Origin of the sequence: Ornithinimicrobium cerasi (assembly GCF_003702705.1) — a bacterium.
Lineage (GTDB): Bacteria > Actinomycetota > Actinomycetes > Actinomycetales > Dermatophilaceae > Ornithinicoccus > Ornithinicoccus cerasi.
In genome coordinates this window covers 270,362-287,150 of the sequence record NZ_QZMN01000005.1, presented here as the reverse complement: position 1 = coordinate 287,150, position 16,789 = coordinate 270,362, and the positions used below count along the sequence as shown (strand labels likewise).

Annotated in this window: 17 protein-coding genes; 7 read left to right on the top strand and 10 right to left on the bottom strand. The window is 74.1% G+C overall.

What is annotated here, in order from left to right:
* Positions 1–565: 565 nt before the first annotated feature.
* Positions 566–739 (top strand): hypothetical protein, encoded by a 174-nt coding sequence (locus D4B81_RS18055; RefSeq protein WP_161965043.1) that lies wholly within the window; start codon positions 566–568, stop codon positions 737–739.
* Positions 740–1,013: 274 nt separating this feature from the next.
* The gene (locus D4B81_RS08020; RefSeq protein WP_122261880.1) at positions 1,014–1,313 is read left to right on the top strand and encodes a hypothetical protein; all 300 of its coding nucleotides are present in this window, start codon (positions 1,014–1,016) and stop codon (positions 1,311–1,313) included.
* 69 nt (positions 1,314–1,382) lie between these two features.
* Here the strand turns inward: D4B81_RS08020 and D4B81_RS08015 are convergent, their stop codons facing one another.
* Genes D4B81_RS08015 through D4B81_RS08005 form a run of 3 tightly spaced genes read right to left on the bottom strand, consistent with a single transcriptional unit; the run spans position 1,383 to position 4,516 of the window.
* Positions 1,383–2,174: a hypothetical protein gene (locus D4B81_RS08015; RefSeq protein ID WP_122261879.1), complete on the bottom strand. Its 792-nt coding sequence runs from the start codon at positions 2,172–2,174 to the stop codon at positions 1,383–1,385.
* A gap of 2 nt (positions 2,175–2,176) precedes the next feature.
* The gene (locus D4B81_RS08010) at positions 2,177–2,998 is read right to left on the bottom strand and encodes a phytanoyl-CoA dioxygenase family protein (protein ID WP_122261878.1); all 822 of its coding nucleotides are present in this window, start codon (positions 2,996–2,998) and stop codon (positions 2,177–2,179) included.
* 42 nt (positions 2,999–3,040) lie between these two features.
* Complete coding sequence (locus D4B81_RS08005; protein WP_122261928.1) at positions 3,041–4,516, bottom strand: carboxylesterase/lipase family protein; 1,476 nt, start codon at positions 4,514–4,516, stop codon at positions 3,041–3,043.
* A gap of 89 nt (positions 4,517–4,605) precedes the next feature.
* Here D4B81_RS08005 and D4B81_RS08000 point away from each other — a divergent pair, with 89 nt between their 5' ends.
* Positions 4,606–5,109, top strand: a complete 504-nt coding sequence (locus D4B81_RS08000) for a P-loop nucleotide/nucleoside kinase family protein (RefSeq protein WP_122261877.1) — start codon at positions 4,606–4,608, stop codon at positions 5,107–5,109.
* Between the two features lie 8 nt (positions 5,110–5,117).
* Here D4B81_RS08000 and D4B81_RS07995 read toward each other — a convergent pair whose 3' ends face one another.
* From D4B81_RS07995 to D4B81_RS07975, 5 genes are read right to left on the bottom strand one after another with little or no spacing between them, the layout of a single operon-like run.
* Positions 5,118–5,978 (bottom strand): LLM class flavin-dependent oxidoreductase, encoded by an 861-nt coding sequence (locus D4B81_RS07995; RefSeq protein ID WP_122261876.1) that lies wholly within the window; start codon positions 5,976–5,978, stop codon positions 5,118–5,120.
* Complete coding sequence (locus tag D4B81_RS07990; protein WP_161965042.1) at positions 5,978–6,751, bottom strand: sugar nucleotide-binding protein; 774 nt, start codon at positions 6,749–6,751, stop codon at positions 5,978–5,980. Before D4B81_RS07990 ends, D4B81_RS07995 begins: the two co-directional genes overlap by 1 nt.
* A gap of 5 nt (positions 6,752–6,756) precedes the next feature.
* The gene (gene map, locus D4B81_RS07985) at positions 6,757–7,542 is read right to left on the bottom strand and encodes a type I methionyl aminopeptidase (RefSeq protein WP_122261874.1); all 786 of its coding nucleotides are present in this window, start codon (positions 7,540–7,542) and stop codon (positions 6,757–6,759) included.
* The gene (locus tag D4B81_RS07980; protein ID WP_122261873.1) at positions 7,539–8,042 is read right to left on the bottom strand and encodes an SRPBCC family protein; all 504 of its coding nucleotides are present in this window, start codon (positions 8,040–8,042) and stop codon (positions 7,539–7,541) included. The genes map and D4B81_RS07980 overlap by 4 nt, the downstream gene beginning before the upstream one ends.
* A 28-nt stretch (positions 8,043–8,070) precedes the next feature.
* Positions 8,071–8,895: a siderophore-interacting protein gene (locus D4B81_RS07975; RefSeq protein WP_161965041.1), complete on the bottom strand. Its 825-nt coding sequence runs from the start codon at positions 8,893–8,895 to the stop codon at positions 8,071–8,073.
* A gap of 85 nt (positions 8,896–8,980) precedes the next feature.
* Between D4B81_RS07975 and D4B81_RS07970 the strand changes: the two genes are divergently transcribed.
* Genes D4B81_RS07970 through D4B81_RS07955 form a run of 4 tightly spaced genes read left to right on the top strand, consistent with a single transcriptional unit; the run spans position 8,981 to position 12,931 of the window.
* Complete coding sequence (locus D4B81_RS07970; protein ID WP_122261871.1) at positions 8,981–10,045, top strand: iron-siderophore ABC transporter substrate-binding protein; 1,065 nt, start codon at positions 8,981–8,983, stop codon at positions 10,043–10,045.
* A complete protein-coding gene (locus tag D4B81_RS07965; protein WP_202613620.1) occupies positions 10,042–11,088 on the top strand; it encodes a FecCD family ABC transporter permease in 1,047 nt (348 codons plus the stop codon). Before D4B81_RS07970 ends, D4B81_RS07965 begins: the two co-directional genes overlap by 4 nt.
* Positions 11,085–12,116 carry a FecCD family ABC transporter permease gene (locus tag D4B81_RS07960; RefSeq protein ID WP_122261870.1) on the top strand — a complete coding sequence of 344 codons (1,032 nt, stop codon included), beginning with the start codon at positions 11,085–11,087 and terminating at the stop codon, positions 12,114–12,116. Before D4B81_RS07965 ends, D4B81_RS07960 begins: the two co-directional genes overlap by 4 nt.
* Positions 12,113–12,931 (top strand): ABC transporter ATP-binding protein, encoded by an 819-nt coding sequence (locus tag D4B81_RS07955; protein ID WP_122261869.1) that lies wholly within the window; start codon positions 12,113–12,115, stop codon positions 12,929–12,931. Before D4B81_RS07960 ends, D4B81_RS07955 begins: the two co-directional genes overlap by 4 nt.
* A gap of 39 nt (positions 12,932–12,970) precedes the next feature.
* Here the strand turns inward: D4B81_RS07955 and D4B81_RS07950 are convergent, their stop codons facing one another.
* Positions 12,971–14,251, bottom strand: a complete 1,281-nt coding sequence (locus D4B81_RS07950; protein ID WP_122261868.1) for an MFS transporter — start codon at positions 14,249–14,251, stop codon at positions 12,971–12,973.
* A gap of 263 nt (positions 14,252–14,514) precedes the next feature.
* Positions 14,515–16,728: an MMPL family transporter gene (locus D4B81_RS07945; RefSeq protein ID WP_122261867.1), complete on the bottom strand. Its 2,214-nt coding sequence runs from the start codon at positions 16,726–16,728 to the stop codon at positions 14,515–14,517.
* Between the last annotated feature and the right edge of the window lie 61 nt (positions 16,729–16,789).

Sequence of the window (16,789 nt, the reverse complement as noted above, 5' to 3'; positions counted from 1 at the left end):
CTCACCGCCATCTCCAGGGTCGCCTGGGTGCCGGTCTCGTTCTGCAAGGACCGCGCCACGGCCGACAGATCGTGGAGGAACTGATCCGGGCTGTTCATGCCCAGATCGTCTCACCCGCGCTGCCGTGGCCGGCAGCAGAAAGCCGGCAGAACCACCCGCTCCCACCCGCGTCGGCCACCTCCGCCGCTGATCCACCCGGTGGGGTCACCCCGAAGGGGGTACCGTCGCTAGGAGGCGGACCTTCGGGGGCCCCTGAAGGTCGGCCGAGGTCTGCTGGGTCCAGAACAGGGCTCGGCAGACCGCTAGCGGGGAGACGTCAGCCACCGCGTCCGCGCCCCGACCACCGAGCTGCTTCGGACGGCCGCCTCTCGCACGCCCCTACGTCGTCGTTCACGAGACCCTGAGTCCGGCGCACGTATGACCGTCCGCCCCCAGACCGCGTCCCCGCCTGCCGACCAGGTCCAGGCTCGACCGGCAGCCCGTCCTGGCGCCACCCGGCGAATCCGGGTGCGCCGGCCGGGCTCGCCCGGGTCCTCACCGAGATCGCCACCGGTCCCGCGGCCGGGTGTCCACGCCCCCTCCGTCGACGGCCACCCCCTCACAGCCAGGTGGCTGGCCGCTGCAGGAGCACGGGCTGACCCGCGTCCGGTGGGGCGTGCAGCACGGCATGCTCGACCCGACCGCCCGCTACGTCGCGAGCGCACCGCCCGTCCCCGTCAGCACGGGCCTCGCGGACTGATTCAGAACGCCGGCGCAGGGGCCGCGGACCTAGGCTGGTGCCCACGGTCGACGCGCATCAACTCATGAGGCGGCCCAGGCCCTGGCAGGGTGAACCGTCACCACGCCAGGGCCGTTCCCCCCGTCGGGGGTCGGGAAAAGGTGCCGCAGTGTTGACGACGTAGGAAAGCCTCGCGGGAATGAAGGTTGAGAACAACAGCCTCACATTCCCTGTGCCGCCCCTGTTGCGCCGCCAATCGCGAGCACTACACCCCCGACTCCATCAAGGATCCTTCATGTCGAACACTGACCACGCCATTCACGACCTCCCCGCGACCCGCCTGGGCTCGGAGACCAAGTCGTCCACCAAGACCACCGAGTTCTTCGCCTACCTCGCGGCCGTCGCCGCGATCGTCATCACCGCGTTCGTCGTCGGCGACAACGGCAGCGCCGATGCCGGCGGCGAGGGCGGCGACGCCTTCGGCGCGGAGCAGGCGATGCGCTACATCACCTTCCTGACCATCGGCTACATGATCTCCCGGGGCCTGGCCAAGTCCGGCAGCCGCGAGAGCCGGGTCGTCCGCGACGAGAACTGACACACCGACGCTCCCGGAGCGTCGACCGGCGGCCGCAGGCCGCCTGACGACACAGGGCCGGCCGATGCATCATGCATCGGCCGGCCCTGCGCCGTTCCCGGTGCGGGAGCGCGGGACGACGACCAGTGCCAAGAGCAGGCCCCACAGGGTGACGCCGACCCCCCACGGCAGACTCCCCATCGCGCCGGCCCTGTCGGGGTGGGCGAGCTCCGCCATACCGATGTAGACCGCGGACGGCGCGATCGCCAGCCGGAGCAGCGGGCGCGCGTCCTCCCACAGCGAGACGGCCAGGGAGGCCAGCAGGAGGGCGACGGCGACGGCGCCCTGCACCGGCCAGTGCTCGATCCCCTGGGTGATCGTCCCGAGCTCGCCGCTCCGGGAGCGGGCGAGAGCCTCGAGCGCGTAGGGGAGCCAGAGCGGGAACCCGAGCAGCGCCACGGTCATGGGCGCCCACGCCACCGCGGGCCTGGCCAGCCTCGGAGCAGCGGGTCTGCCCAGCAGCAACCACAGGACCAGTCCCGACCCGACGACCCCCAGCGCCACGACGAGGGGTCGCGGGTCGGCACCGGCCCCGGCGCTGACCAGCAGCGCCGACGCGCTGATCGCCAGCTGCACGAAAGCCGGCCACGGAGCCCGGGGGAAGAGGGCCACCCAGACGTACCCGCCCGCCAGGAAGAAGGTGAACAGCGCCCCCCAGCTCGCCTCGAGCGGCACCTCCCACTCGTACCGCTGATCCACCCAGCCCGGCAGGGTGAGCAGGTCGATGAGCCCCATCATGATGAACAGGGCGACGAGGGCGAGGAGGACGGCCACCGACCGGGCAGCCGTGACCCGGGAGCGGACGTCGGGCGGGCCGGCCACGGTCAGCCCATCACCAGACCCTCGATGGTGTGCTTCTGGGTGATCGGGGTCAGCTCGTCCACCACCGGGCACCGCAGGTGCGCGCGCACCCGCTCGGGCAGGCGCTGCGCGTAGCCGTGCGTCATCGCGAGGTCGTGGTGCTCGGCGTTGCCGGCGCCCGGCGCGTCGACCCCCAGCACGACCACCGGACGCGAGAGCTGGGAGCGGTTCGTGGTGCCACGGTGGATGGTGAGGGCCGAACGCACCGAGATGTCACCCATCTGCGGGTACTTCCGCTGCGCCAGCCCCTCGTAGCGCCCGTACTCCTCCTTCGGCGGGAACATGCCGTGGTCGAACGTCGGCGAGTCGTCCCACTGGGTGCCCTGCGCGATCTCGAACGGACCCATCTCGTCGACGGTGTCCACGGTCGTGACGTTGAACGCGAGCGAGGTGAGCCGGCGCTCGACACGGGTCTCCTCCGGCATCGGGAAGTCGCGGTGCCACGGCTGGTCCCGGGCACCCGGGAAGGGGATGTCGAACCCGATCTCCACGATCTCGTAGTCGGGTCCCAGCACCGCCTCGGACACCCCCCTGACCCAGTCGTGGTCCACCAGGTCGAGGAAGCCGCGGATCTGCTCGGGGTGCACCTCGACGTACCAGCGCTGCGGACCGCGCCCCACCGCACCGCCCTCGCGACCACGTGCCTCGGCGAACGCCGCCTCCACGTCCTCGCCCAGCTGCGCCACCCACTCCCGGCTGAACGCCCCCCGCAGGCCCGTGATGCCGTCGGTGCGGAGCGCCTCGACCTCCGCCGCGAAGTCCGGCACGGACGGGGTGGACGTCATGTCGGTCTCCGATCGGGAGGGGGCTGGCTGGCTCTGCTCACCCTACGGCTGCTGGCCGGCGGCAGCCGCCTCTCCCGGCGGTGGCGTCAGGTCGAGCACCCCGGGGGTCAGGCCGCGCCAGATCTCCCGGGAGAGCACCTCCGGGTATGGCGTGACCGCCGGCCTGGCGTCGAACACCCGGGTCGCCCCGGTGTCGAAACCCGGCCAGCCGGGGTCGCCGGTCGTGGCGAAGGAGATCCAGGCGGTGCGCATCTGCTCCGACACCGCCAGGGCCTCCTCGGTGGGCTCACCGAGCAGCATCGCGGGTTGCCCGGCGGTGAGGTTGCCGAAGACCAGGGGCACGTCGAGGCCGTGGCAGGCGCCCAGCATCCCGCCCATCCCGGGCGCCTCCCAGGTCAGCTCGTAGAGGTGGGCCGCCCCGCCGGCCTCGAGCTGCGACCCGGCCAGCGTGAGCGAGGGCATCCGGAACAACCAGTCGGACCGGACCACCTCGTAGAGCTCCTCGGGGTCGGGGAGGGCCGTCCGGTAGCGCCCCGGGTCCGGCGCGAAGATCTCGGCCGTCTCCACGGCCCGGGCCTCCGCGATCTGGCCCAGCTCCCCCGCGAGGGCGGTGAGCAGGCGCTGCTCGTCGCGGGTGTGGCCCACCATCAGCTCCACCTCGCCGCTCAGACCCGCCCACGGCGTGGTCGGCAGGAGGTCCCCGTCCACGACCGGGGCGAGGAGGATCCGTCCGTGCGCGGCCCGTCCCCACCGGTCGGCATGCTGGTCCATCCGCCCCAGCACCGCGTCGGCGGCCAGCGGGAGGAGCCAGGGGTCCACCGTGGGCAGGTCGGCGGGCTGCACGCCGAGCTCGGTGGCGCACGCGCGGGTGACGTCGGCGGCTAGGGCTGGGGTGAAGAAGCTCCCCTGAACGCTCTGGGCGATCGCCCGGGCGAAGAGCCCACGTGCCCGGGGCACCGCCATCAGCGCAGCCACGGACCCCCCACCTGCCGACTGCCCGAAGACGGTGACCCGGTCCGGGTCACCGCCGAAGGCGCCGACGTTCGCCCGCACCCACTCCAGCGCCGCCACCTGGTCCAGCAGCCCCCGGTTGGCCGGTGTCCCCTCCACCTGGCCGAAGCCCTCCAGCCCGACCCGGTAGTTGAAGGTCACCAGGACCACCCCGCCCCGGGCCAGCAGGCCGCCGTCGTACTCCGGCAGGTCCGAGCGCCCGAAGAGGTAGGCACCACCGTGGATCCACACCATCACCGGCCATGTGCCACCCAGGTCGGGCGTCCAGACGTTGAGGGTCAGCCACTCCTCCCCCGGCTCCTCCGGTGCGTCCAGGCCCGACCCCGCGCCCTGGGGCGGAGGAGGACCGAAGCGGTCAGCCTCCCGGACGCCGTCCCAGGGGACCGCCGGTCCGGGCGGGCCGAAGCGCGCGGCCAGCGAGGCGTAGGGGATCCCGCGGAAGACCGCTACCCCGTCCTCCTCCCGGCCCCGGACCACCCCGCTCGTCACCCGCACGTCCAGAGGCATGAGCCATGGTGGCCCGGCCTCACCCGCCCGGTCGACCACTTTTCCCCGACCCGACCGCGACCTCCACCGGTCGGCCTAGAGTGCGGCGCATGGACCGTGCGGCTCCGGGACCACCCCGGGCGACGTTGGTGATCGTCTGCGGCCTGCCCGGGAGCGGGAAGACGACGGCGGCCACCCGACTGGCTCGCGAGCGCGGTGCCGTGCGCCTCTGCGCCGACGAGTGGATGCAGCAGCTGCGGATGAGCCTGTGGGACGTCGAGGCACGGGAGGGAGTGGAGCAGCTGCAGCACGGGCTGGCTCTGGAGCTGCTGGAGGTCCGTTGCAGCGTGGTGGTGGAGTGGGGCACCTGGGCCCGCAGCCAGCGCGACGGCCTGCGCGAGGACGCCCGGGCACGTGGCGCCCTGGTGGAGCTCCACTTCCTCGACGCGCCCGACGACGAGCTCTGGCGACGCATCGCCACCAGGGGCCGGGAGCGGCCAGCCATCACGCGGGAGCAGATCGGGACCTGGCGGGAGCTTTTCGAGGTGCCCACCGAGGCAGAGCTCGCGTCGTACGACGTCGCGCACCCGCCGGTGCGACCGACCCCGTCGTAGCGCCGCGGTCAGGGGCCGGCCCGGATCCGCTCGTGCATCGCCACGAGCGGCCACGCCGCGCCGTCGACATGGCCGAAGCGCCACGGGTGCACCGCCTCGACCCACCAGGTCGCCCCGGCGTCCGCGTGCTCACGGAAGCGGCCCAGGCGGTCGGGGTCGTCGGCCTCGCTCTCCCCGGGGACCGCCACGTCGAAGCCGTCCAGCCCCCCGCGCAGCGACCTCATCCGCGCGGTGACCGCGGTGGTGTCGGCCACCTCCCAGGAGCCGTCCGCCCGCATGGGCACCACCCCGTCCCACCGGGCGGCCCGGGCGAAGGGCCGCCGTCCCGGCCAGCTCCCGCCCACCCAGACCGGGATCCGCGGCTCCTGGAGCGCCGGCGGCCAGCAGACCCCCGACCAGTCCGGCCCGGCGACCCGGTAGGAAGGCCCCTCGTGCGTGACCGGCTCACCGGTCCACAGCCGGTCGAGCAGGTCCAGGTGCTCGTCGAGCATGTCGCCGCGGACGACGGGGTCCGGTTCCTCGCCGCAGTAGTCCCACTCGAACGGGAACGCGCCGGTGCCGACCCCGAGCACCAGCCGCCCGCCGCTGAGGCGGTCGAGGGTGACGCTCTGGCGGGCCACGACGAGGGGGCGCCTGCGCGGGAGCGGGGTGACGAGGGTGCCCAGCCGCACCCGCTCGGTGGCGCACGCGGCCGCGGTGAGGGCGATGAACGGGTCGACGACGTCGACCGGTCCGGGCTCGAAGGCGAAGAGATGGTCCCAGAGGAAGAACCCGTCCCACCCGGCCCGCTCCGCGGAGACGGCCCATCGCGCCACGAGCGCGGCGTCCAGACCGACCCCGAAACAGGGGACCGAGACGCCGAACCGCATCAGCGTCGCGCGGAGAGCGGGGGGATCAGGTCCTCGTCCCCGACCAGCCGGGTGTCGTGGTCCAGCTCCTCGTGCTCCTCGACCGTCCAGTCGTGGCCGGTGAGGCGGGCGACATACCGGACGATCTCGGGGAAGGTCCACCCGTCCGCGGCGTTGCTGTCGAGGTGGACGGTGCCGGAGCGGCCGGAGGTCGCCAGCGCGACGAGGGCGGCCGCGGTGTCGCTCATCCACGACGTCGCCGGGCGCCACAGACGGCTCGCCCGCACCGTCCCGCCGCCGGCCTCGGCCTGGGCGGCGAGCTGCGCCACCATGTTGTTGCCCAGCCCGTCGGGGTCGGCCTGCCAGCCGATCCGGGCGACGACCGCGGCCGGGTATGCCGTGCGCACCGCCTGCTCGCAGCGCGCCTTGTAGCTGCCGTAGTCGTCCCGGGCGGTCGGCTCGTCCTGCGGGCGGAACGGGCCGTCCGGGTCACCGGGCGCGTCGCCGAACACCGACACCGAGCTGGTGGTGACGAAGGGCAGCCGGTGCTCCGCAGCGTGACCGGCGAGCCGCCCGGCCCACTCCTCCGCACCCATGCCCAGGTGGAGGATGCCGGCCGGGCGCAGGGCGGCGAGGAAGTCGGCCCCCGCGGCGACGTCGTCGACCGGGACGGCCTCGCGGTCCCAGGCGGCGACCTCCCCGCCCAGCTCCACCACCCGTGCCGCGACCTTGGGCGCGACGGTGCCGCGCAGGCCGGTGATCAGCCAGGTGCCCCTCAGCGTGGTCCGCTCCACGACCCTCACCCCTCCCCGCGCGGACCCGGCAGGGTCAGGACCACCGGGTCGCCGTCGGTCACCGCGACGGTGTGCTCGACGTGGCAGGTGCGCGCACCCGTCTCGCTGCGCAGCGTCCAGCCGTCGTCGTCGACGACGAGCCGCTCGGTGTCGGCCATCACCCACGGCTCGATGGCTAGCAGCATCCCCGGCTGGAGGCGCGGCCCCTTGCCCGCCTTGCCGTCGTTGGGGATGTGCGGGTCCTGGTGCATGGTCGAGCCGACCCCGTGGCCGCCGAAGTCGGTGTTCACCCCGTACCCCGCCCGCCGCAGGGTCCGCCCGATCACGTGCGACAGGTCGCCGACCCGGTTGCCGGGGCGGGCCCGCCGGACGGCGGCGTCGAGCGCCCGCCGGGTCGCCTCGATCATCCGCTGGTCCGCCTCCGCCGCCGGCTGCCCGACGCTGAAGGTGACGGCGGCGTCGGCGACCCAGCCGTCGACGGAGACCGCCAGGTCGAGGGTGAGCAGGTCACCCCGCTGCAGGGCGTAGTCGTGCGGCAGCCCGTGCAGCACCGCGTCGTTGACCGAGGTGCAGATGACGTGACCGAACGGCCCCCGCCCGAACGAGGGCGCGTAGTCGACGTAGCAGGACACCGCGCCCCGGTCGGCGATCCGCTGCGCGGTCCACGCGTCGATCTCGAGCAGGTTGGTCCCCACCTCGACGCGCTCCTGCAGGGCCCGGAGCGTGTCGCCGACGAACCGCCCGGCGGGACGGGCCCGGTCGACCTCGTCCGGGGTGAGCAGCTCGATCACCCGGCCACCTCCTCCTCGCCCGCGGCGTGCCGGGCCGCGGCGTCCAGGCGCTCGGCGAGTGCGGCGAGCCGGTCCACCGAGGCGGCCAGCATGTCCGCCGTGGTGGCCCGGGCCCGCGCCAGCCGCGCCTCGTCGCGCAGCTCGCTCCAGTCGTAGGTGTGCGTCACCAGGGTGTGGGTGGCGTCGAGCGGCTCGAGCTCCCACCGCCACAGGTGCCCCGCCGGCTCCTCCCCCGGGCTGGCCGGGCGCCAGGCGATCCGCCGTCCCTCCTCGAGCTCGACGACGTGGTTCTCCCGGTCCTTGCCGTTGGTCAGCCGCATCAAGAAGACGTCGCCGACGGCCCTGACCCGCTGCCCGGCCGGCGCCTCCGCCAGGTTGTCGTTGCCGTCCCAGCGGGGCTGCTCGGCGGGGTCGGCGACGAGGCCGAAGATCAGGTCGGCGCCGGCAGCCACCTGCCGCTGCGCGGTGACGACCTTCTGGGTGTGCTCAGGAGTGGTCATGCCTATGGGTAGCACGCCGAGCACGGTCTCAGCCGCGCGGACGCCCCAGGATCCAGTAGGCGCAGAAGTAGACCGAGGTCCTGGCCAACCCCCTCTCCGCGACCAGGTGACGCCGCACCGATGCCGCCAGCTCCTGCTCGCCGGCCACCCACGCGTCGTCGAGGTCGGACAGGTCCGCGGCTCGCACGGCCTCGAGCAGCGCCTGCCCGGGACGCCGGTCGCCGCGGACGACCACCGTGAGGCTGCCGGTCCCCGGGGTCGGCAGGTCGGGCAGGACCCCCGTCCTCCCCACCTCGAGGAGGACGTGCAGCGCCTGGCCCCTCCCCTGCGTCGCCTCGACGACCCCGGCGATCGCGGGGTATGCCGTCTCGTCCCCCGCGACCAGCCGCACCCGGGCGCCGCTGTCAGGGACGAAGCTCGCCGACCCCGTCTGCACCGCGACCGGGTCACCTGCGCGGACCCCGCGCAGCCAGGTGGCACCGGGGCCCTCAGCCACCTCTCCCGCCGGGTGCAGGACGATCTCCAGGTCCAGCTCGGCCGTCGCCGGCCGCCAGCCCCGCACGGTGTACCAGCGCACGTCCGGCCGCACGGACTCGGGCAGCGCGCCCAGGACCGGCCGGGGGTTGGGACCGCGGACCGAGGACAGGTCCGGCAGTGCGGCGCCCGGACGCGGCATGACCAGGCCGACGTACTCGTCGGGCCCCAGCACGTCATACCCCTGCATCTCGGGGACGCGGACCGTGAGACGACGCAGCCACGGCGCGACCTCCACGACCGCGCCCACCGTTCCCCGGACGCACCGGTGCACGTCCCGCTCGGGAGGGACGACGGTGGTGGAGAGGGCGATGCTCACGTCAGCTGGCTCCTTCGGATGATTTGACAACGGGACCGTACCCTAACTTAGGTTACCCTCACCAAACCCCGATCGAGGAGAAGTTGTGCTGCTGACCCGCGCCTCCGCCACCGCCGCCGCGGTGGCCTCGGCCCTCCTGCTCGCCTCCTGCGGTGAGGCCGCCACCACCGGCGGGACCGCCGCCGACGCCGCAGGGAGGTCGGGAGGCAGCGTGACCGACGCCGACCCGGCAGCCTTCCCGGTCACCGTGCAGCACGCCTACGGGCAGACCACGATCGAGGCGGCGCCGCAGCGCGTCGCCACCGTGGCCTGGGCCAACCACGAGGTGCCGCTGGCGCTGGGTGTCGTGCCGGTGGGGATGAGCAGGGCCACCTGGGGCGACGACGACGGCGACGGCGTCCTGCCCTGGGTCGAGGACCGGCTCGGCGAGCTCGGTGCGCCGACCCCCGTGCTGTTCGACGAGACCGACGGCATCGACTTCGAGGCGGTCGCCGACACCAGCCCCGACGTCATCCTCGCCGCCTACTCCGGCCTGACCCAGGAGGAGTACGACACGCTGAGCAAGATCGCGCCCGTCGTCGCCTACCCGGACATCGCCTGGGGCACCACGATGGACGAGATGATCGAGCTCAACAGCCAGGCGCTCGGGCTGGCGGCGGAGGGCGAGCAGCTGGTCACCGACCTGGACGCCGAGATCGCCGAGACGGTGGCGGGCTTCCCGCAGCTGGAGGGGCTGACCGGTCTGTTCACCTACGTGGACCCCAACGACCTCAGCCAGATCGGTTTCTACACCAGCGCCGACCCGCGGGCCGGGTTCCTGGGCAGCCTCGGCATGCAGACGCCGCAGGTCGTCACCGAGGCGTCCCAGGGAAGCGACTCCTTCTACGAGACGGTCAGCGCGGAGAGGAGCGACGCCTTCTCCGACGTGGACCTGTTCATCACCTACGGAGCGACCGACGGCTCGGTCCTGGAGCTCGTCCAGGGTGACCCGTTGATGTCCACGATCCCCGCGGTCGAGCGCGGCGCCGTGGCCGTCCTGGAGGACGACAGCCCGCTCGCCGCGGCCGCCAACCCCTCGCCCCTGTCCGTCGCCTGGGGCCTGGAGGACTACCTCTCGATCCTGGCCGAGGCCGCCGACGCGACCCGGTGACCGCCGTCCTGGACTCACCGCCACGGGGTGCGGCCCGGCCCCGCTCCGTGACGGCATCGCCGCGCCTGGCGGGGCTGGCCCTCGCGGTGGCGGCGCTCGGCGTCCTCGCCGTGCTGTCGGTGACCCTCGGCGTGCGCGACGTCAGCCTCGAGGACCTCCTCGCCGCGCTCGGCGGGCTCGACGAGAACGTCTCCCAGGCGGCGGTGCACAAGCGCCTCCCCCGCACCCTGCTCGCGATGCTCGTCGGGGCGGTGCTGGGCCTGGCCGGTGCGGTGATGCAGGGCGTCACCCGCAACCCGCTCGCGGACCCGGGGATCCTCGGGGTCACGGCCGGTGCCTCCCTCGCGGTCGTCGTCGGGATCGCCTTCGCCGGTCTCAGCTCCCCGACCGGCTTCATCTGGGTCGCCATCGCCGGCGCCGCCGTGTCCGCCGTCCTCGTGTATGTCGTGGGCTCGCTCGGGCGCGGGGGGGCGACCCCGTTGAAGCTCGCCCTGGCCGGGGCCGCGACGTCGGCGGCCTTCAGCTCGCTCATCAGCGCCATCCTCCTGCCGCGCATCGCGGTGATGGACTCGTTCCGGTTCTGGCAGATCGGCGGGGTGGGCGGGGCCAGCCTGGGGCGCATCGGCACCGTGCTGCCCTTCCTGCTCGTCGGCACGCTCCTGTGCCTGGTGGTCGCCCGGGGGCTGAACTCGCTCGCCCTGGGAGACGACCTGGCGGCCGGGCTCGGCGAGCGCGTCGCGCTCACCCGGGCGGCGGCGGCCACCGGTGCGGTGCTGCTCTGCGGCGCCGCGACCGCTGTCGCCGGCCCGATCGGGTTCGTCGGCCTCGTCGTGCCGCACGCCTGCCGCCTGCTCGTGGGCAGCGACCACCGGTGGCTGCTGCCCCTCTCCATGGTGGTCGGGGCCGCGCTGCTGACCGCCGCCGACCTCGTCGGCCGCCTGGTCGCCCGCCCCTCAGAGGTGGACGTCGGCATCGTCACGGCGCTCGTCGGCGCCCCCGTGTTCATCGTCGTGGTGCGCCGGATGCGCGGGAGGACCCTGTGACGACCACCCTCGTCTCCGTCACCTCCGGACGGCTCGGCCGCGCCCGCTCGCGCGCCCTGCTCACCGGCATCCTCGCCGCGGTCGTCGTCGCGCTGGTCGCCACCAGCCTCATGGTCGGTCAGACCTTCTACGGCCCCGGTGAGGTGCTGCGCGTCGTCCTCGGGCAGCACGTTCCCGGAGCCTCGTTCGCCGTCGGTGAGCTGCGGCTGCCCCGCACGACGCTCGCGCTCGTCGCCGGCCTGGCCCTCGGCCTCGCCGGGGTCACCTTCCAGACCATGCTGCACAACCCGCTGGCCTCGCCGGACGTCATCGGCATCAGCTCGGGGGCGAGCGCCGCCGCGGTGGTGGCGATCGTGGTGCTGCGCCTGCCCGAGTCGCTCGTCTCCCTCGTGGCGATCGGGGCGGCGCTGCTCACCGCCCTGGTCATCTACCTGCTCGCCTACCGGGACGGGGTGGTCGGGACGCGGCTCATCCTCATCGGGATCGGCATCTCGGCGATGCTCGACTCGGTCGTCTCCTACGTCATCGTGCGAGCGGCCACCTGGGACCTGCAGACCGCGATGCGCTGGCTGACCGGCAGCGTGAACGGGGCGGTGTGGTCGACCGTGGCGCCGCTGACCCTCGCCGTCCTGGTCCTCGCCCCGGTCCTCCTCGCCCAGGCGCGGCCGCTGCGGCTCATGCAGCACGGCGACGACGCCGCCGCCGCGCTGGGCGTCCCGGTGGAGCGCACCCGGGTCATCGCCATCCTGGCGGCCGTCGGTCTCGTCGCCCTCGCCACCGCCGCCGCCGGTCCGATCGCGTTCGTCGCCTTCCTCGCCGGCCCGATCGCCGCCCGCATCGTCGGCCCCGGCACCTCGCTCATGGTGCCGGCCGCCCTCGTCGGCGCCGTCCTGGTCCTGGGTGCCGACCTCGTCGGCCAGCATGCCGCGGGCAACCGCTACCCCGTCGGCGTCGTCACCGGCGTGCTCGGGGCGCCCTACCTCGTCCACCTGCTGATCCGCACCAACCGCGCCGGAGGCTCTCCATGACCACCGCCCACACCCTGGTCGCCGAGGCCGTCACGCTGGCCTACGGCGACCGGACGGTCGTCGAGGAGCTCGACCTGCGCGTCGACGACGGCCGGATCACGGTGATCGTCGGGGCCAACGCCTGCGGAAAGTCCACCCTGCTGCGGGCGCTGGCCCGGCTCCTGCCCCCCTCGGGCGGACGCGTGCTGCTCGACGGCAAGGAGCTGCACCGCCAGCCGACCAAGGAGGTGGCGCGCACCCTCGGCCTCCTGCCGCAGTCCCCGGTCGCGCCCGAGGGCATCGTCGTCGCCGATCTCGTCGCCCGCGGCCGCAGCCCTCACCAGCGCCTGCTGAGCCGGTGGTCCGGGGCCGACGACCTCGCCGTCGCCGAGGCGCTCGACCTGACCGGCACCTCCGACCTCGCCGACCGGGTGGTCGACGAGCTCTCCGGTGGGCAGCGCCAGCGCGTCTGGATCGCGATGGCCCTGGCCCAGCGCACCGACATCCTCCTGCTCGACGAGCCCACCACCTACCTGGACATCTGCCACCAGGTGGAGGTGCTCGACCTGCTCACCGACCTCAACCGCGACCGGGGCACGACCATCGTCATGGTGCTGCACGACCTCAACCTCGCGGCCCGCTACGCCGACCGTCTGGTCGCCCTGTCCCGGGGCCGGATCGTCGCCAGCGGTGATCCGTCCGAGGTGCTGACCCCGGCCGTCATCCGCACCGTCTTCGGGATGAGCAGCGAGGTCGTGCCGGACCCCGTCTCGGGCCGGCCGATGGTGCTGCCCGTCGGCCGACACCACTCAGGGCGGCTGGCCGCCACCGCCTGAGCCCGGGCGGCGTCCGAGGGATGACGCCACGGTCAGGCGTCAGGTGACCCGGAAGTCGCGCACCCCGCGATGGGTCAGCCCGACGACCGCCACCCCCACGACGCACAGCGCCGCACCGGTGACCGCCGCGAACGCCGGCGTGGTCAGGCCGGCGACCACACCGGCCCGCAGGTTGCCCAGGTCCGGGCCGGCCACCCCGACGACGTGCTCGACCGCCGACACCCGGCCCAGGTGGCTGTCGGCGGTGTCCAGCTGCACCATGGCCGCCCGGGTGGTCACCGAGACGGTGTCGGCCGCCCCCGCCACGGCGAGGAAGCCCAGCGCCAGCCAGACCGGGCCGGAGAGGGCGAAGGCGAGCAGCGCCATACCCCAGACCGTGGCGGCGCCGAGCTGCACGAGACCGAGCCGGTGGGCGCGGGTCACGGCGCCGGACCAGAGGCCGGCGAGCAGGCCGCCGACGGCCATCGAGGACAGGAAGAGGCCGAGGGTGCGGGGGTCGCCGCCGAAGCGCTCCTCGTTGAGCATCGGGAAGAGCGCGACCGGGAAGGCGAGCAGGGTGGCCGCCAGGTCGACGAGGAAGGAGCCGCGGAGCACCGGGCGTCGCGCGATGAGAACGACCCCCTCGCCGAGCATCCCGACCGCGGTGCCGACGCGACGCAGGAGGCGGGAGCGGGCCGAGGCCGGGGCCGGGGCGGCGTCCGGGCGCGTCGCCCGGCCGGGTCGCATGGACGGGAGGCTCCGGACGGCCGTCCAGGACACGAGGAGGGCCACGGCGTTGACGAGGTAGCAGACCGCGACGCCCGCGACGTCGATGAGGATGCCCCCGACCGCGGGGCCGACGAGCATGGCGGCCTGGAAAGCGATCATCAGCAGGGCGATCCCGGCGGGGACGAGCGCCCGCGGCAGCAGGCGCGTGGTGTAGGTCCGTCGGGCGGGGGCACCGAGCGCGCCGGCCCCCGTCTGGGCCGCGACGAGCAGGAGGATCACCACCAGCGGGTGCGGTCCCAGGACGAGCTGGCTGGCCAGCCCGAGCGCGGCGAGCGCCTGGGCCCCGGTCGACCAGAGCCCGACCACCCGGCGGTCGAGGACGTCTGCCAGCGGGCCGCCGACCAGGCCCAGGACCACCATCGGCACGGCCTGGAACAGCCCGATCGCACCGACCCAGTAGGGGTTGCGGGTGGTGTCCCACACCTGGAACAGGACGGCGACGACCGCGATCTGGCCGCCCAGCCCGGAGAGCACCCCGCTGAGCCACAACCGGCGGAACGCGGCGCTCTCCCGCAGCGGCCGGACGTCGACGAGGTGGCGCCCCGGGCTCACCGCACGCCCCGCCCGTCCGTCACCGCGTCAACCTAGCAGCGCCGCCGCACCGCCCCGGTCGCTCGCGCGCGCCCTGACCTCCCGTCGGCCGCCCAGCCGGATTGCCTCCGGTGCGGCAACGAGGACGACGCACGTGGGGTTGTCCTGCTGCATCACCTCACCGCGGGTCCCTCGATGCAGCAGGATCCACCCGGTGCAGCGTCGAGGACGTCGCACGGGGTGGATCCTGGTGCTCGACCGCCGCCTGGCGCGGACGGAGCCGCTCAGCCGACCGCCGGCTCGACCTCCCGCTCCGGCTGACCCTCCGCGTGCCGCGGACCGACGCCCGGGCCGACCTTGCGCGGCCACCAGAACCGCTCGCCGAGCAGGCGCACGATCGCGGGGACGAGCACGGTCCGGACGACGAGGGTGTCGAGCAGCACACCGATGCAGATGACCACGCCGATCTGGGCGAGCACCACGAGCGGCAGCACGCCGAGCACGGCGAACACGGCCGCGAGCAGGATGCCGGCGCTGGTGATCACCCCGCCCGTCGCGCCGAGCGCCCGCAGCACGCCCTCGCGGGTGCCGTGACCGCGTGCCTCCTCCAGGGTGCGGGTGATGAGGAAGATGTTGTAGTCCACGCCGAGGGCGACGAGGAAGAGGAAGGCGAGCAGCGGCATGGTCGCGTCGACGGCACCGAAGCCGAAGATCCCGGTGAAGATCCACCACGAGACGCCGAGCGCCGCGCAGAACGTCGCGACGACCGAGGCGACGAGGATGACCGGGGCCAGCACCGAGCGCAGCAGGCCCATCAGCGCCCCGAGCACCAGGACCAGGATGAGCGGCATCACCACCCAGCGGTCGCGGACCGCACCCGCGTCGGCGTCGACGGCCGAGGCCTCGCCGCCGGTGACGTAGGTGTCCGCCCGTCCGTCGAGAGCCCCACGCACGGCGGCGACCGTGTCCTCCGACGCCGTGCTGCCCGGCTCGGCCTCGAGGACGAGCTGCACCTGGCCGATGCCCTCGACGGGCGGCAGCGCGGTGGCGGTGGTCACCCCGTCGACCTCGCCGAGCGTCGTCGCGAGCTCCTCCAGCTCGGCCGCGTCGTCGCTGCGGCTGACCACCAGCAGGGGGTCGGAGGTGCCGGCGGGGAAGGACTCCGCGAGCCGCTGGGCCGCGGTGATCGCCTGGGGGGTGTCGAGGAACTGGTCCTCCGGCGCCAGCCCGCTGCGCAGCTGCGTCAGACCCAACGCCATCGCACCCAGCACAGCCAGCGTCCCGACGACGTAGACCGCCGGCGCGGTGGCGACCGCGTCCCCGATGCGGCGCCACACCGAGCGGGACTCGCTCAGCACGACCTGCCCCTCGCGGGGGACCTGGGGCCAGAACACCCACCGGCCGAACGCCACGAGGGCTCCGGGCAGCAGCCCGAGGACACCGATCGCGGCCACCGTCACACCGACGGCGCAGGCCAGACCCAGGCCCCGGGTGCTGGGGAAGACGGACAGCAGCAGGCACAGCACGCCCACCACGACCGTGCTCGCGCTGGCGATGATCGCCTCGGACGCGCGACGCAGGGCGACCGCCATCGCCTCGTGACGCGACTCGTGGGTGCGCAGCTCGTCGCGGTAGCGCGAGATGAGGAGCAGTGCGTAGTTGGTTCCCGCACCGAAGACCAGGACCGAGAGGATGCCGATCGTCGACTCGTCCCACGGCACCCCGGTCGCCTTCAGGACGTGCGTCGCGGCGACCGCCGCGACCTGGTCTGCGACGCCGACGACGGCCAGCGGGACGACCCAGAGGACGGGGCTGCGGTAGGTCAGGATGAGCAGCAGCGCCACGACGCCGGCCGTCACGGCGAGCAGGGTGACGTTGGCGCCGTCGAAGACCGAGGCGAGGTCGGCACGGATCGCGGCCGGCCCGGTGACCTGCGCCGTCACGCCGTCCGGCACGGCCTCGGCGAGGTCGGCTCGCAGGTCCGTGACCGCCTCCTGGACCTCGGTCGCGGAGGCCGAGTCCACGGTGAGCACCCCGAGCGCTGCGGTGCCGTCCTCGGACGGGATGACGGGTATGCCGCCCTCCGTCACCCCGGGCGGCGGACCGCCCTCCCCCTCGGCCGGAGCCCCCGGCTGACCCTCCCCCTCGGCCGGGGCGCCGGGTTGACCCTCACCCTGCGGCGGCCCTCCCGCCGTGTCGCCGCTGCCGTAGGTCTCCGACGCGGCGGCCAGCACCTCCCCGAGCTCGGGCAGCACCGAGGCGATGTCACCCTCATCCCGGGTGAAGAGCACGATCGCGGCGCTGGTCCCCTCGTCGGGCAGCTCCTCCAGCAGCGCCTGGCCCTGGGTGCTCTCGAACCCGGCCGGGAGCTGGGAGAGGGGGTCCGGTTCGTTCTCGGCCTGTCCGAGGCCGGCGATCAGCCAGCCGCCGAGGATGAGCCCGACCAGCGCCAGCACCCAGCTGCGTCGCCCCGTCAGGAGGGAGACGAGACCGTTCATGAGGAGAACTCCTTCAGGTAGGATCCGTACAGACTAACCAAGAAGATGTCTAAGTTAGTGA